Source organism: Variovorax sp. PAMC28562, from assembly GCF_014303735.1.
Classification (GTDB): Bacteria; Pseudomonadota; Gammaproteobacteria; order Burkholderiales; family Burkholderiaceae_C; genus Variovorax.
Map to the genome: position 1 here is coordinate 346,443 of NZ_CP060296.1, position 15,354 is coordinate 361,796.

General features: G+C 65.2%; 15 protein-coding genes. 5 read left to right on the forward strand and 10 right to left on the reverse strand.

From position 1 onward, the window contains the following. Positions 1-2: 2 nt before the first annotated feature. The 4 genes from H7F36_RS01720 to H7F36_RS01735 are packed head-to-tail and all read right to left on the reverse strand — an operon-like array spanning position 3 to position 3,244. Positions 3-608, reverse strand: coding sequence for an MSMEG_0567/Sll0786 family nitrogen starvation N-acetyltransferase (locus H7F36_RS01720; protein ID WP_187053058.1), 606 nt, complete (start codon positions 606-608; stop codon positions 3-5). 30 nt (positions 609-638) lie between these two features. After that, a complete protein-coding gene (locus H7F36_RS01725) occupies positions 639-1,709 on the reverse strand; it encodes an MSMEG_0568 family radical SAM protein (protein WP_187054754.1) in 1,071 nt (356 codons plus the stop codon). Beyond that, positions 1,672-2,748, reverse strand: a complete 1,077-nt coding sequence (locus H7F36_RS01730; RefSeq protein ID WP_187053059.1) for a Nit6803 family nitrilase — start codon at positions 2,746-2,748, stop codon at positions 1,672-1,674. Before H7F36_RS01730 ends, H7F36_RS01725 begins: the two co-directional genes overlap by 38 nt. A 13-nt stretch (positions 2,749-2,761) precedes the next feature. Further along, a complete protein-coding gene (locus H7F36_RS01735; RefSeq protein ID WP_187053060.1) occupies positions 2,762-3,244 on the reverse strand; it encodes an MSMEG_0572/Sll0783 family nitrogen starvation response protein in 483 nt (160 codons plus the stop codon). Positions 3,245-3,666: 422 nt separating this feature from the next. Between H7F36_RS01735 and H7F36_RS01740 the strand changes: the two genes are divergently transcribed. Beyond that, positions 3,667-5,067, forward strand: a complete 1,401-nt coding sequence (locus tag H7F36_RS01740; protein ID WP_187053061.1) for a PLP-dependent aminotransferase family protein — start codon at positions 3,667-3,669, stop codon at positions 5,065-5,067. Between the two features lie 278 nt (positions 5,068-5,345). Here H7F36_RS01740 and H7F36_RS01745 read toward each other — a convergent pair whose 3' ends face one another. Genes H7F36_RS01745 through H7F36_RS01770 form a run of 6 tightly spaced genes read right to left on the reverse strand, consistent with a single transcriptional unit; the run spans position 5,346 to position 9,893 of the window. Then, positions 5,346-6,089, reverse strand: coding sequence for a lysophospholipid acyltransferase family protein (locus H7F36_RS01745; RefSeq protein WP_187053062.1), 744 nt, complete (start codon positions 6,087-6,089; stop codon positions 5,346-5,348). 16 nt (positions 6,090-6,105) lie between these two features. Beyond that, positions 6,106-7,374 (reverse strand): dihydroorotase, encoded by a 1,269-nt coding sequence (locus H7F36_RS01750; protein ID WP_187053063.1) that lies wholly within the window; start codon positions 7,372-7,374, stop codon positions 6,106-6,108. Continuing rightward, a complete protein-coding gene (locus H7F36_RS01755) occupies positions 7,371-8,333 on the reverse strand; it encodes an aspartate carbamoyltransferase catalytic subunit (RefSeq protein WP_187053064.1) in 963 nt (320 codons plus the stop codon). The genes H7F36_RS01750 and H7F36_RS01755 overlap by 4 nt, the downstream gene beginning before the upstream one ends. Further along, positions 8,333-8,830, reverse strand: coding sequence for a bifunctional pyr operon transcriptional regulator/uracil phosphoribosyltransferase PyrR (pyrR, locus tag H7F36_RS01760; protein WP_187053065.1), 498 nt, complete (start codon positions 8,828-8,830; stop codon positions 8,333-8,335). Before pyrR ends, H7F36_RS01755 begins: the two co-directional genes overlap by 1 nt. Then, positions 8,827-9,282 (reverse strand): Holliday junction resolvase RuvX, encoded by a 456-nt coding sequence (gene ruvX / locus H7F36_RS01765; RefSeq protein WP_187053066.1) that lies wholly within the window; start codon positions 9,280-9,282, stop codon positions 8,827-8,829. The genes pyrR and ruvX overlap by 4 nt, the downstream gene beginning before the upstream one ends. 11 nt (positions 9,283-9,293) lie before the next feature. Next, on the reverse strand, positions 9,294-9,893 hold the full coding sequence (locus H7F36_RS01770) for a YqgE/AlgH family protein (protein ID WP_187053067.1): 600 nt from the start codon (positions 9,891-9,893) through the stop codon (positions 9,294-9,296). Here H7F36_RS01770 and H7F36_RS01775 point away from each other — a divergent pair, their 5' ends adjacent. From H7F36_RS01775 to H7F36_RS01790, 4 genes are all read left to right on the forward strand, one after another. Further along, positions 9,894-11,387, forward strand: a complete 1,494-nt coding sequence (locus tag H7F36_RS01775; protein ID WP_187053068.1) for a cryptochrome/photolyase family protein — start codon at positions 9,894-9,896, stop codon at positions 11,385-11,387. It begins immediately after the preceding gene. Between the two features lie 159 nt (positions 11,388-11,546). Beyond that, positions 11,547-12,155: a helix-turn-helix transcriptional regulator gene (locus tag H7F36_RS01780; RefSeq protein ID WP_187053069.1), complete on the forward strand. Its 609-nt coding sequence runs from the start codon at positions 11,547-11,549 to the stop codon at positions 12,153-12,155. A gap of 84 nt (positions 12,156-12,239) precedes the next feature. Continuing rightward, positions 12,240-14,441 carry a carboxypeptidase regulatory-like domain-containing protein gene (locus tag H7F36_RS01785; protein WP_187053070.1) on the forward strand — a complete coding sequence of 734 codons (2,202 nt, stop codon included), beginning with the start codon at positions 12,240-12,242 and terminating at the stop codon, positions 14,439-14,441. Next, the gene (locus tag H7F36_RS01790) at positions 14,438-15,352 is read left to right on the forward strand and encodes a hypothetical protein (protein WP_187053071.1); all 915 of its coding nucleotides are present in this window, start codon (positions 14,438-14,440) and stop codon (positions 15,350-15,352) included. The genes H7F36_RS01785 and H7F36_RS01790 overlap by 4 nt, the downstream gene beginning before the upstream one ends. The last annotated feature ends 2 nt before the right edge of the window (positions 15,353-15,354 follow it).

A 15,354-nucleotide genomic window follows, 5' to 3' on the forward strand; every position in this document is an offset into this window, starting at 1 on the left:
CCCTATTCAAGGCTGCGGCCCTCACCCTGCCCTCTCCCAGACGGAGAGGGGGAAGACGGACGACCCGCGCGGGAGACGAAGCCGCTGACCGGGTCATGGCAGGGCGGATAAAAGCACAAGTCCGGCTGCATCTCCACATGGGGTCTTCCATGAATCATCAGCGCGCCCGTCGTATGCCAGTGCAGCTTCTGAAACAGCGCCTCGTTCTGCGACTGCACATGCGCCATGAACGTGTTGCACCCCTGCGCACGTGCGCGCGTCACCGCCAGCTTGATCAGCGTCGCGCCCAGATGGCCCTGGTTCCTGAACGCCGCGTGCACCGCAAGTCGCGAGCCCCACCAAACACCGGGCGATGCTTCATGGATGCGCACCGTGCCGACCACCTGATCCGGCATGCCACCGATGCACGACATCGCAACCAGCAACTGCGCGTGCTCATCGATGCCATCACGATCGTCGCCGATGAAGATGCCCTGCTCGATGCAAAACACGGCGCGGCGCAAGGCATGCGCCTCGTCGCGCTCCCAGCGCTGCGCAGCCTCGCGCACGAGGAATTCGACCGGCGCGTAGTGCACCACAGGGTCGACGATGTCATCGATGCAGCTCATGGTGGGCTCCTTCTTTCGAATGGTTTCGAGTCAGGACTCGTACACCGACAGCGAGGAGCAGGCGCCGCATTTTCCGCAGCCGGCCTTGATGTCGCTCGAACGCAGGTTGTGGGCAACGACGCGCTGGCCCAGCGGCTGGAGGATCGACTTCATGAACTCCGGCGTCGGCGCGGGATGGTCTTCCAACGGGGTGCCACTGATCGGCACGAACGGCACCACGAACGGGTACACGCCCATCGTGAGCAGCGTGTCGCAGATCTCGAGGATGGCTTCGCGCGTGTCGCCGAGCCCGGCCAGTATGTAGGTGCTGACCTGGCCACGCCCGAACACGCCGACCGCTGCCTCGAACGCGCTCATGTAGCGCGAGATCGGCACGCTGGCCTTGCCCGGCATGATCTTCTCGCGCACCGACTGCGTCACCACTTCGAGGTGCATGCCGAGTGTGTCGATGCCAGCCGCCTTCATGCGGTGGAACCACTGGTCGTCGTCCGGCGGTTCGCACTGACCCTGGATCGGAATGTCGACCGCGGCCTTGATCGCGAATGCGCTCTCGCACAGGATGGCCGCACCGCGGTCGGTCGCATTGGGCGTGCCCGTCGTCAGCACCATGTGCTTGACGCCGTCGAGCAGCACCGCGGCGCGCGCCACTTCGGCCAGCTGCTCGGGTGTCTTGCGCGCCACCGTGCGACCGGCTGCCAGCGACTGCCCGATCGCGCAGAACTTGCAGGTCTTCTTGCGGCTCTCGTAGCGGATGCAGGTCTGCAGCACCGTTGTCGCAAGGACGTCGGAGCCATGCAGCGTCGCGATGTGCGAGTAGGGCACGCCGTCGAAAGTCTGCATCGAATAGAAGCGTGGTTGCTTCGGGAAGCTGATGCTCGCGATGGGAATCGCACCGCGCGTGATGGTGCTCATACCCTGCGCGTCGGGTGCCTGCGCGGTGAAGGGCGAGTTCCACGCGGTCGACGTATGCACCGGCACCATGATCGTGTGACCGTCCACCGTGACGGCCTTGTGGTCCGATGGGCCGGCACCGCCGCGGCGGCTGGCCGCGCCGGCCGAAGGATCAACCAGCCGCAACCCGAAGGACTGCAACTCGGTCATCAGTTGCCGGCTCGACGGAGAGGTTGGCGTTGCGGTCGGTGTAGTCATGGCGATGTCCGGTGGAAGAAGAAGAACCGAAAGAACCGTTGGAAAGCTCGGCGGCGGCCGGCATGGCGAACGTGGTCGTGGCAGGACGCTCGTTGATCGCCAGGCTCAGCAGTTCGGGCCGCGCGTAGTGACCGACCGAATCCATCATTCGTTTGCGCTTGGTGATCAGCGCCATGTCGAGGTCGGCGATGACCATGCCTTCGCCGTCGGTCAGCGGCGCTGCGAGGTGCTTGCCTTCGGGCGAGACGATGGCCGTGTGGCAACCGCCGCGCAGCGCCTTTTGCAAACCGGTGTCGGGCGTGATCGCGACGATCTGTTCATCGGTCAGCCAGCCGGTCGCGTTCACCACGAAGCAACCCGACTCGAGCGCGTGATGGCGGATGGTCACTTCCATCTGCTCCGCGAAGATCGGCCCGACCAAGGAGCCGGGGAACTGCGCGCAATGGATTTCTTCGTGCTGCGCCATCAGCGCATAGCGAGCCAACGGGTTGTAGTGCTCCCAGCAGGCCAGCGCGCCGACGCGGCCGACGGCGGTGTCGACCACCTTGAGGCCGGCCGCATCGCCCTGGCCCCAGATCATTCGCTCGTGGTACGTCGGCGTGATCTTGCGGCGCTTGAGCGCGAGCGTGCCGTCGGCGTCGAACACCAGTTGCGTGTTGTAGAGGCTGCCATGGTCACGCTCGTTGACGCCGAGCACCACTACCACGCCGCGCGCCCGCGCCCGCTCCGCCACGGCCAGCGTGACCGGGCCCGGCACCACCACCGACCGCTCCATCAGCCGGATGTGCGCCGGCCCCTGCTGCACCGGTGGCTGCACGAAGGAGAAGTACGGGTAGTACGGCACGAAGGTCTCCGGAAAGACCATCAGCTGCACGCCCTTGCCCGCGGCCTCGTCGATCGCCTCGCACACCTTGTTCAGGGTGCCGTCATGGCTCTCGAAGTCGGGCGATATCTGTACCGCTGCGGCGCGGACGATGCGTGGCGATGTCATGGCAGCGCGACGCTTACAGGGTCCAGGTGTCGAGGATGAAGGCGTTGGCCTTGCGGTGCAGCAGCACGATGTCGAGCACGTCGAGCGGGCTGATCGGCACGATGCCCGGAATCAGCGAGCCTTCGCCATGGCCGTACAGGGCCTGCAGCGCAAAGCGGCAGGCGTAGACCTTGCCGCCCTCTTCCATGAACTTGGTGATCTGCTTGTTGAAGTTCTGATGACCGGGGAAAGCCTCGTCGCCCAGCGTCGGGAAACCGCGCTGCACGCCGAGCGTGACGCCGGGGCCGTACAGCAGGATGGTGGTGTCGAAACCCTTGCGCTTCAGCCGTGTGGCCTGCAGCAGATTGACGAAACCGATCGAGCCTTCGAAGGCGACGGTGTGGAAGGTGACCAGGGCCTTCTCGCCCGGTTCGGCCTTGACGTCTTCGAAGACTTTTTCTTCGTAGTCGACAAGGTGATCGCCAGTGACGTTCGGTGCTTTGGTGACTTTGGGCATGGTGTGTTCCGGTTGAAAAGTGGACTAAAAAACGAGAGGGACGATGTGCTGCTCGCCCTTCGAATTCGCACGCTTTGTGCCACTCGAAACCCGTGTGGATGCGATCAACCTGCAATCAATCAATCGCAGTGCGCCATCCGGGACCTCGAAAGAATTTCAGGCGCTCTTTTCAATGGCTGGGTGCGCCCTGCAGACAGCCTTCGAGGCCTCGCCATGCACACCGTTGATGCGCTTTCGATGCGATCAATGCACCCGATCAATGGACTTGAATGCACACGTTCGAGGCATTGATCGCTCGCCTGCGCTCCATACGGCTCGTTTTGGTCGGCACGGAACCTGCGTTCACCAATCGCAATCACCGATCGCATCCGATGCGATCAATGGATGCGATCAACTCACAGTGAACCCGCCATGAGCAACACATGACCAAACTCTCGCATCATTGGCAGCGCAAGCTCGACACGAGCAGCAAGCCCGCCTACCTGTTGCTCGCCGATCTGATTGCCGACGACATCCGCACAGGCCGGCTGACGGCGCGCGACCAGCTCCCCACGCTGCGCGACCTCGCGGTCGATTTGCGGCTCAACTACACGACGGTGGCGCGCGGCTACGCGGAGGCGCGCAAGCGCGGCCTCATCGACTCGCGCTCGGGCACCGGCAGCTTCATACGCGGCAGCAGCCCCGCGCTGCCCTTGCGCGGCGGCAGCGGTGCCGAGATGACGATGAACCTGCCGCCCGAGCCGCAGGACGCCGGCCTGCTCGGACGCATGCATGAGAGCGCCGCTCGCGTGATGGCCGATTCCGACCTGTGGGATCTGCTGCGCTACCAGGACTTCGGCGGCTCCGTGCGCGACCGCGAGGCCGGCATGCAGTGGCTGCGGCCGCGCGTACCCGATTGCCGGCTCGACCAGATGCTGGTATGCCCCGGCATCCACAGCGTGCTGGCGGCGGTGTTCTCGCAACTCGCACGACCGGGCGAACTGATCTGCGTCGAGGCGCTGACCTATCCGGGCGTGAAGGCGATCTCGACGCAGTTGGGCATCCAGCTGCATGCGCTGCAGCTCGACGAAGAAGGCCCGATGGGCGATGCCTTCGAGCACGCCTGCAAAACGCTCAAGCCCAAGGCGCTCTACGTCAACCCGACCCTCAACAACCCGACCACCGCGACGATCTCTCGCGCGCGTCGCGAAGCGCTGGCCGACATCGCCTTGCGCTACGCCATTCCGATCATCGAAGACGACGCCTACGCGATGATTCCGCGCCAGGTGCCACCGACCTTCGCCAGCCTGGCGCCCGACCTCACCTACTACATCACCGGCTTTTCGAAGACGCTGGGTGCGGGGCTGCGCAACGCCTACGTGCGCTCGCCGAACGCGCGGCAATCGCAACGCCTGGCTGGCGCACTGCGCGCCACCACGGTCATGGCGTCGCCCATCACCAACGCGCTCGCCACGCTGTGGGTCGAAGACGGCACCGCCGACGAAATGCTGGTCGCGGTGCGCAACGAATCGAACGCGCGCCAGGCGCTGGCGGTCAAGCACCTGGCCGACCACGGCATCAACGGCTCCGATCAACAGACCGAGGGCTTTCATTTGTGGCTGCCGTTGACCTCGGCGTGGAGCACCGTCGAATTCGCCTCGTATCTGCGCAGCCAGAACGTCGGCGTGGTCGCGAGCGCGGCCTTCTCTACCGATGGGGCGCCGCCGGACGCGGTGCGCATCTGCCTCGGCGGGCCGATGTCTCGCGAAGAGTGCGATCAGGCCCTGCGACTGGTCGCCGATACGCTGACGCATCCCCTGCATCCGCACGCAACGGTGACATGAGGCACGGACTCGCGCCCAGCCCTGACCGCCTGTAGGCACACGCCCACGTGCGCGAGATGCGTTATCCGGCAGCAAAGTCCCAGGGCAAACCATTAAGGTCATGACTCACCAACATACGGAGACCTTCATGAAAAGCATCATTCTTTGGCTGTGCGGCGTCCCGCTCATCGTCATCATCGGTCTGAAGGTTTTCGGCGTCTTTTGAGATTCGACAGGTTCCTCCTCCCGGCGCCTCTCTGGCGTCGTTCCATAGCGCCCTTCGGGGCGCTTTTTTTTGGTCAGAACGTTTCGCGACGAAGTTGTTGAACGTCTTCATGCAGCGACTTCGCCCAACTGCGCCGCTCCCGTCCGTACGCCGATTGCGGCTCGCCGAACCGGACGATGGCCAGCAACGGCGGTGCCGTCAGCGTGTTCCACAACGAGGTGACGAGGTTGTCGTCGTCGATGTAGCGCGGCGCCTGGCTGGTCTCGCCGGTGGCGGCATCGGCAAAGCGAATCGCAGCGGGCTGGATCGGCGCATCGGCTGAAATAGCGGCCTGCATGAGGTTGGCATGGAACGGCAACAGCCCGTGGCCATCGCTGGTCGTGCCCTCGGGAAAGATCGCGATCAGGTCGCCTTGGCGCAACGCGTCGGTCATGTGATGCACCACGCGCAGCGCGTCGCGTCGCCGCTCACGCTCGATATAGAGCGACCCCGCGCCGGTCGACAACATGCCGATGAGCGGCCAATGCCTGACGCCGGCTTTCGAGACGAAGCGCACGTGGCGTGCCGCGTGGATCGCGAGGATGTCGAGCCACGACAGGTGGTTGCACACCAGCAGCACCGGCCCGCCCGCAGGTGGCGTGCCCTGCACCGTGAGCTGCACTCCCATGAGTGCCAGCATGCGCGTTGCCCACTGCTGCACGGCCGCCTCGCGTTGCGCCGGGGTCATTGCCGGAAACTTGAAGCGGATAGTCCACCAGCCGCCGAGCGCATGGCCGACGGCGCGAAGCAATTTCCAGGAAGCGGAGAGTTGACGCATGCGCGAAGTCGGCGCTTCAGCCGTGAACGAGGCGACCGGCGACGAGCGTATGGCGCGCCCGTCCTCGCAGCGCGTAGCCGGCAAACGGTGTGCTCTTGCCATGGCTGCGCAGCGTCTCGGGCTGCACCTGCCATTCGATCTCGGGGTCGATCACGCAGACGTCGGCCACACCGCCGGTCGTCAACTGGCCGGCGCCGGCTGCAGTCAGCAGTCGGGCCGGCGCCGATGTCACGACACGCAACGCGCGCATGAGCCCGACACCACTCTGCTCACCCCATTGCAGCGCCAGCGGCAGCAGCAATTCGAGCCCGGTCGCGCCCGCTTCGCTCTCGGCGAAGGGCAGCGTCTTGGCATCGGCATCGACCGGAGTGTGGTCGGACACCAGCGCATCGATGGTGCCGTCGGCCAGCCCTGCCGACAACGCATCGCGGTCGCGTTGCTGGCGCAGCGGCGGGTTGAGCCGCGCGCGACTGTCGAAGTAGCCGATGTCGGTGTCTATCAGCAGCAGCGAATTGATGCTGACGTCGCAGGTCAGCGGCAGGCCGGCCGCCTTGGCTTCGCGCACCAGTTGCACACCGGCCGCACTAGAGAGCCGGCACAGGTGCACGCGTGCGCCGGTGCTCTTCATGAGTTCGACGATGGTGAAGATCGCGATGGTCTCGGCCGCCACCGGCACTCCGGCCAGGCCGAGCCGCGTCGCGAGCGGGCCGCTGGCCGCGACACCCTTGCCGAGGTCGCGGTCTTGCGGGCGCAGCCATACGGTGTAGCCGAAGGTGCTCGCGTAGAGCAACGCGCGCTGCAGCACTTGCGTGTCGGCCAGGGCCACGTCGGCCTGGGTAAAGCCGATGCAGCCGGCTTCGGTCAGCGCGGCCATCTCGGTCAGCACTTCGCCGGCCAGGTTGCGGGTGAGGGCGCCCAGCGGAAACAGGCGCGCGCCGTTTTGTTTGGACGCGCGAAACCGCAGCATCTCGATCAGGCCAGGCTCGTCGAGCACCGGGTCGGTGTCGGGCAGGCAGACCAGGCTGGTCACTCCGCCCGCGACCGCGGCGGCCATCTCGCTTCCGAGCATGCCCTCGTGCTCATAGCCGGGCTCGCGCAGGCGCGCTGCGAGATCGACCAGGCCCGGTGCCACGATGCAGCCTGCGGCATCCAGGATGCGATCGGCCTTGAAGCCGGAAACGTCGCCGATGCCGAAGACCTTGCCGTCGGCCAGCGCGACGTCGGCCCGCTGGTCGAAGCCCGCTGCCGGATCGATCACGCGGCCGTTTGTTATGAGGATGTTCACGCTTCATTGCCCGCGACGATGCTCATCACCGCCATGCGTACCGCGATACCGAAAGTGACCTGCGGCAGGATCACGCTCTGCCTGCCGTCGACCACAGCGGAGTCGATTTCGACACCGCGGTTGATCGGCCCCGGATGCATCACGATGGCGTCCGGCTTGGCCAGTCGAAGCTTCTCGGGTGTCAGTCCGTAGGTCTTGAAGAACTCCTGGCTCGACGGCAGCAGCGCGCCGCTCATCCGCTCGTTTTGCAGGCGCAGCATGATCACGACGTCGCAATCCTTGATGCCTTCTTCGAGCGTGTGGCACACGCGCACGCCCATCTGGGCCATGTCGTCGGGCACCAGCGTCCGGGGGCCGACCACCCGCACTTCGGCACAACCCAGCGTGGTGAGGCCGTGAATGTCGGAGCGCGCCACGCGCGAGTGCAGCACGTCACCGACGATCGCAACCGTGAGGTTGGTGAAGTCTTTCTTGTAGTGACGGATCGTGTACATGTCGAGCAGCCCCTGCGTCGGATGCGCATGGCGGCCGTCGCCGGCGTTGATCACATGCACATGCGGCGCGACGTGTTGCGCGATGAGGTACGGCGCGCCCGATTCGCCGTGCCGCACCACGAACAGATCGGCCGCCATCGCGCTCAGGTTGGCGATGGTGTCGAGCAGCGACTCGCCCTTGGTCGCCGACGAGCGCGCGATGTCGAGGTTGATGACGTCGGCGCTCAGTCGCTTGGCCGCGATCTCGAAGGTGGTACGAGTGCGCGTCGAGTTCTCGAAGAACAGGTTGAACACGCTCTTGCCGCGCAGCAACGGCACCTTCTTGACCTCGCGGTCGCTCACGCTGGTGAAGTTGGCGGCGGTGTCGAGGATGTGCGCAAGGATGCTCTTGGGCAGCCCTTCGATCGACAGCAGATGGATGAGTTCGCCGTTCTTGTTGAGCTGCGGATTGCGTTTGTAGAGCATCAGCGAGTGGCCTCTACTTGCAAGCTGAACACGCCCGATTCGCTGCGTGCCAAAGCCAGGAGTTGGGTGTCCGGCAACGTCAAATGCGTCGCTGCGAAGTCGGCTGCCACCGGCAGTTCACGCCCACCGCGGTCGACCAGCACCGCAAGCCGCACGCAAGCCGGACGCCCGAAGTCGAACAGCTCGTTGAGCACCGCGCGGATGGTGCGGCCGGTGTAGAGCACGTCGTCGAGCAGCAGCACATCGGCACCGTTCACTTCGAACGGCAACGCGGTTTGCGCGCTCGCAGCCAGGCCGCGGCGCGCGAAGTCGTCGCGGTGCATGGCCGACGAGATCACGCCGGGCGCGCCGGGCAGGCCCAGGTCCTTTTGCAGCCGCTCCACCAACCAGGCGCCGCCGGAAGTGATGCCGACCAGCCGCGTCTCGGGCCGCATCAGCTGCTTTACGCCGGATGTGAGCGCGGTGTAGAGCGCCTCGGCGTCGGGGATCGTGTTCAAGAAAGACTCCTCAGGAATTGCTCCAGGATGATGCAGGCGGAGGCGGCATCGGCATCGCGCGCGCCGGACGCAAGCGCCTCGGTCGTGCTGTAGCGCTCGTCGACTTCGTACACCGGCAGCTTGAAGCGTCCGTGCAGTTGGCGTGCGAACTTTTGTGCGCGGCGCGTGTTTTCGTGTGCTGCGCCATCGGGATGAAATGGCACGCCGATGACCAGTGCATCGGGCTGCCATTCGCGGATGCGGGCTTCGACCTGAACGAAGCGGGCATCGCCTTCGGCCTTGATGGTGGCCTGCGGCGACGCGGTCTTGAGCAGGCGATTGCCGGTAGCGACGCCTGTGCGCTTCAAGCCGAAATCGAAGGCCAGGAAGCTCTGAAAATGCGAGGGGACCGGGGCAGCAGAAGGAGCGGAAACGTCACGGGATGAGGCTGTGTTGGCTGGCTCGTTCGACATGACCAAAGCGCTCAGGCGTGACCGGCGTCGGGCGACAGCTTCCAGGCTTCCAGCCCCAGCAACAACAGCGCGCGGTCGTAGCGCTGCTCGATCGGCGTGTCGAAGATGACCGCCGGATCGGCATCGACGGTAAGCCAGCTGTTCTCGGCCAGTTCGGATTCGAGCTGCCCCTGCTCCCAGGCCGCATAACCGAGCGACACCAGCACCTTGCGCGGCCCGGCGCCGGTCGCCAGCGCTTCGAGCACGTCTTTCGACGTCGTCATTTCAAGGCCACCCGGAATCGTCATGGTCGATGCATAGACCGACTCCTCGGGCTTGTCGCCTTCCGCGAACACCGGCTCGTGCAGCACGAATCCACGTTCGGTCTGCACCGGGCCACCCTGGAAAACCGGCGCATCACCCAGTTCGGGTCGACTCAGATGCAGCTCGATCTTTTCGAACAGACCCTTCAAATTCATGTCGCTGGGCTTGTTGATCACGAGGCCCAGCGCGCCGCGTTCGCTGTGTTCGCACAGGTAGATCACGCTGCGCCTGAATGCCTTGTCTGCCAGACCGGGCATCGCGATCAGGAAATGATGCGTCAGGTTCATCGGGGCAGAATCAGAAGCCATATGCCTCCCATTTTACTGGCCGTCGACAAAGCCTATCCCAAAGGGCTGATGTGGTTCCGTCGCGATCTGCGCGTGGACGACAACGCAGCGCTCTATCACGCACTGCGCAGCTGCCGGCAGGTGCTGTGCGTGTTCATATTCGATCGGGCCATCCTCGACGCCTTGCCGAGCGCCGATCGACGGGTCGAATTCATCCGCGAATCGCTGGTGGAGCTCGATGCGGAGCTGCGTACCCTGGGCAGCGGGCTGATCGTTCGGCATGCGGTCGCGGCCGACGAAATCGCGGCGCTGGCCCACGCACTCGAAGTGCAGGCCGTGTTCGCGAATCGCGACGATGAGCCCGCAGCGCTCGAACGTGACGCCAAGGTGTTCGGCGCACTGGCCAACGCCGGCGTCACGTATCACACCTACAAAGACCAGACCATCTTCGAGCGCGACGAGGTGCTTACCAAGACCGGTCAGTCCTACACCGTGTTCACGCCCTACAAGCGCGCCTGGCTCGCCAAGCTCGAAGCTTTCTATCTGAGGCCGTATCCGGTTCGCCACTACGCCGATGCACTGGCACCGCCGCCCGAATCGCATCGTGCCGGCGTACCGACGTTGGAGGCCATCGGCTTCGAAAAGACCAACCTCGCCGAGCTCGAAATCCCCACCGGCACCCAGGGCGGCGCGGCGCTGTTCGACGACTTCTTTCAGCGCATCGACCGCTACGACGCGTCGCGCAATTTTCCGGCGGTGCGCGGCCCGAGCTACCTGAGCGTTCATCTGCGCTTCGGCACGGTGTCGATCCGGCAACTGGCCGGCGTGGCGCATCAACTCGCGCTGCAAGGCGACGTCGGGGCCGCGACCTGGCTCAGCGAACTGATCTGGCGCGACTTCTACTTTCAGGTGCTGGCGTTCAACCCGCGCATTGGCGAGGGCAAGAGCTTCAGGCCCGAGTACGACAAGATCATCTGGCATCACGGCAAGCATGCCGACGGGCTCTTCGACGCCTGGTGCCAGGGCCGAACCGGTTACCCGTTGATCGACGCGGCCATGGCGCAGATCAACCAGACCGGCTACATGCACAACCGGCTGCGCATGGTGGTCGCGAGCTTTCTGTGCAAAGACCTGGGGCTGGACTGGCGCCGTGGCGAGGCCTATTTCGCGCTACACCTGAACGACTTCGAGCTGGCGTCGAACAACGGCGGCTGGCAATGGGCAAGTTCGAGCGGTTGCGATGCGCAACCTTACTTTCGAATCTTCAATCCGGTCACGCAGAGCGAACGCTTCGACCCGGAAGGCAAGTTCATCCGGCGTTATTTGCCTCAGATTTCAAAGCTATCGAACACGTCGATCCACGCGCCATGGAATGCCACGCCAGTGGAGCTCGAAGCCGCCGGCATCGTGCTGGGCGAGGGCTATCCGAAACCCGTCGTCGACCACGCCGAGGCTCGCGAACGCACGCTGCAGCGCTACGGCGTGGTGCGCAGCAAGGCCACTGCCGCGAACTGAGGCAGTCAGAGGCAACCGGAGCCAGCAGAGCTGGTGGGTCGCCCGGCAAGGCCACCTCACTGTGTGCGGGTGCTTACCTATGTCGTACGAAAGATTGCATATCAGGCGATCCCAAGGTAATTTATCGGCCAGAGGAGATACAAAAACCGAGGAGATTTCATGGCGATGCTGTCCGCGTATCGACGCGCAGCGGCTGACCAGTGGCTGGCCTCCGCCGACGCGGCCTTCGGCGCACTCGACGAGGCCATTTGTCTGGTCAGCGGCAACGGCGCGCTCCTGCATCTCTCCGCCAAAGCGCGCGAGTGGCTGGAGCCGACGGGAGGCCTTCAAGTGCGGCAAGGTCGGCTCTGGCATCCAGTCGCAGGCATGCGCGACGCCTTGCAGGGCGCACTGCGACAGGTTGCAACGCGGCCCACCACCTCCCATCTCGCGACAACCGGAAGCCGCGACGGCGCATGCCTCCACCTGGACCTCGCGCGCGCCGATGTGAGCTTGCGCATGGGCGATGAATCCATGGTGTTCGTTCGCATGCGCCGCGGCCGTCCCTCTGCCCTTGCGAGTGCCGACGGGCTTTGCATGACCTTCAACCTGACGCCGGCCGAGGGCCGCGTGCTTGCAGCGCTGATCGATGGCGAATCGCCAGCCGACCATGCGCGCTCCTATGGCACATCCATCCACACGGTGCGAAAGCAGATCGCGGTGCTGATGGAAAAGATCGGCTGCACGCGCCAGATCGATCTGGTGAGGACCGGGCTGGGGGCTCTTTAGCTACGCATTCGGCGTCATCAGTTTGCGGGATGCCAGCGGCGGGTCGCAGCCCTAATGTGAGCCTCCCGACAAAGGAGAAGATGCATGACAACCGTTCGCCCTCTGGCCGCCTGTCCACGCGCGCCTGCCCGCTCTGATCGCTCCGGCGCCTTCGCCGAACCATCGCATCTCCGGCGCCTCGGATGGGCGGTCACCGGCGCTGCAGCGCTGGCAGTTTCCGGATGCGGCGGCGGTGGCGGTGGCTACAACTTCCCGGTGATCGGCGCGACGCCGGCACCCTCTCCTGCACCTTCGCCAGCTCCCGCACCGGCACCGGCCCCTGCCCCTGCCACGTCCAGCCTGAGCGGCGTTGCCGCCACCGGTGCCGCATTCGCCGGCGCGCATCTCACGGTGGTCGACAAGACCGGCACGACCGTGTGCGACACGACCACCACGCCGCAAGGCACCTACAACTGCACCCTGCCGGCGACGACGCAGGCGCCACTGGTCATCACCGCGCGACGCGGCGATCAGGTGCTCTACAGCGTGACCGCCAGCACCACGGGCGGCAATGCCAACGTGACGCCGCTCACCACCATCGTGGTATCGCGCCTGTCGCCTGCGGGGGATCCATCTCAATTGGCGGCGGCGATCAAGGCTGCCACCCGGGTGGTCGACGAGGCCAGCATCAAGGCCGGCGTTTCCGAGTTGCTTTTGTTGTTGAAGCCGCTGCTCGATGTGCTCGGCGACAAGATCGACCCGATCACCGGCGCATTCAGCGCCGACGGAACTGGGCACGACCGCGTGCTCGATTCCGTATCGGTTAGCGTTCGGCCCGACGGCACTGCGGCCAACATCGAGATTACGCTGCGGCTGGTGCCGACCGGCGGCACCGACGCGGCGCCGGTGTCGATCACCTTCCGCAGCAGCGACGCGACACCACCCACGTTGCCTCCCGTCACCCCGTCGCAACTGCCGACACCGGGCGTGGCCGAGGCCATCGCTTCGCTGCTGACGCGCTTGACCGCCTGCTACGCGCTGCCGCTGTCGCAACGTGTGAATGCACCCAACGACACGGCTGCAGTGACGGGTGGACCGGCCAACGTCATCGCGCCGGCGTGTCGCACCGTGTTCTTAGGCGACGACCCGGCCAGCTACCTCAGCGGCAGCAGCAAAGTCGGGCGCGACATCAATAACGCCGGATCGTTCGCGGGCCTGTTTCGCCCCGGTGCCACCGGCGTGGTGTTCGACCAGGGCGCCATCGGCTTCTACCGCCCCAACGGCGACGTGGTGCTGAAATACCACACGATTGACGTGCTGGGCAACGCGACCTTCGACACGCTGGTCGCACGCCCGGTCGGTGGTGTGCTGAAGCTCATCGGCAACCAGTATGTCTACAGCGCCAGCGTGCGGCCGTCCGTCGAAGACAGGGAGTTCATCAACTCGCCGGCCTTCGATTACGTGGCGACGGGCTACAACCTGTTCGTCGCCAACATCAACGACAGCGGTGGCAATCCACTGTTCGCCAAGGTGCTGGTCACCGCGCCCGATGGCCAGGTCTACACGCTGAAACCAACCGTCGGCAACTCATACCTGGGGCTGACAAACTCGGCGGGCGTCCTTGTCAGCGTGACCTCGATCCTGCGTCTGGCAGCGCTGTACAGGAACAGCGCAACGGCAGGCAATCCGGCGGACAGGGAAGGCAGTGTGTTCCTCGGCCCGGCGCAACTGAACGACGCGCAACTGGTCGCGCTGCGCGACGAAGGCGTGTGGTCGATGGAGTTCTTCCACGTCGATGCGACCAAGCCGAACGTGGTGCAGAGCTACCGCACCCTCAAGCGTGCGCCGACGCGGGGCGAAACCCTGCAGATCAGGTTCCTCGCGCTAACGCCGGAGGCGCGGTCCACGCTGGTGTCGATCACGTCGGTCAGCAAGTCGCTCACCTTCGGTGCAACCAGCGCGACGGTGCCCAACGTGTTCGACTTCAGCATCGCCGGACAACCCGCCTGGTCTGTTCCCGAAGGCAGCGTGCCAGCCATCAACTTCGCGATCTTTGGCCGCGCTCCGACCGTGGGCGGAGTAGCTGGCGCCCGATTCGACGATGGTGCAGGCCTAGCGTCCCAGGCACGCACGGCCAAGGTGCTCTGCACGCCGCAAAGCATTGGCGATCCACATTGCGATACCGCCGCCACCGGCGTATTGCAGTACGCGCAGGGCACAAGCTTCAACTACATGCAACTGAACTCGCGCAGTCGGGACCAGCTCGAGCTGTTCAAGGGCATCGCGTTCTATACGTACACACCATGAAAGTTGCCATGCGCGCACCTTCGAATTCACCGCTCCAGATGGCCGGCCTCGCGCTGCTGTGGGCGCTGGGCGCTGGCGCCGCAGCAGCGGCCGAACCAATCGTCAGCGCGCAGGAACTCATCGATAAAGGCGCTCTTCGGCTGCCGGCCGATGCGGTGAAGGCTCTACTGGCAGCAGGGGCGGGCATCGAAACGATCGCGCCGGCCAGCGGCAATACGCGGCGCTGGACCAACGAACCCGACGGCAACTTCGTTGCTTCGAGCAGGGGAAAGCTGGGAACGAACTCGACCGCCCAAGGGACCTGGAAGGTGACCGACGGCGGCCTCTACTGTGTCGAAATTGCGTGGAAGGGCGGCGGCGAGCAGTGGTGCCGTGCCGTCTATCGACTCGACTCCGCGACCTATCTGGCGCCAGCGGATCTGCCAAAGAACGCTGACAAACAGTACGGGATGTTGACGGTCGCTGGACAGGCCGGCGCGGTCGCTGCCGCAATGGCCAGCGCGCCCATCTCGGTTGCCGCGCCCATCTCGGTTGCCGCGCCCGTCGCGGTTGCCACGCCCGCCTCCACCGCACCGTCGGCCGCAGCAGCGGCCAAGGGCGCGCGAAGCTACCTGGACAAGGCACAGGTCGAACAGACATTCATCGGCAAGTCGATGGTCTTCAAACGCGGCAACGAAATGGTGCAATGGGAGCTGCGGGCCGACGGCCAGCTGTTCGCAACCAATCGCACACGCGGGAGCCGGGACGCAGCCGCATGGCAGCTCGCCGACGACGGCAAGCTGTGCGTCAAGTGGCGCGGCAGCTCGCAGGACGGCTGCCGCTACTACTACAAAGAGGGTGACAAGTTTTCGATCACCGAAACCAATCAGCCCAATGCCGCAGCCGTAGCCGAGATACAGGAAATTCAGTAGCC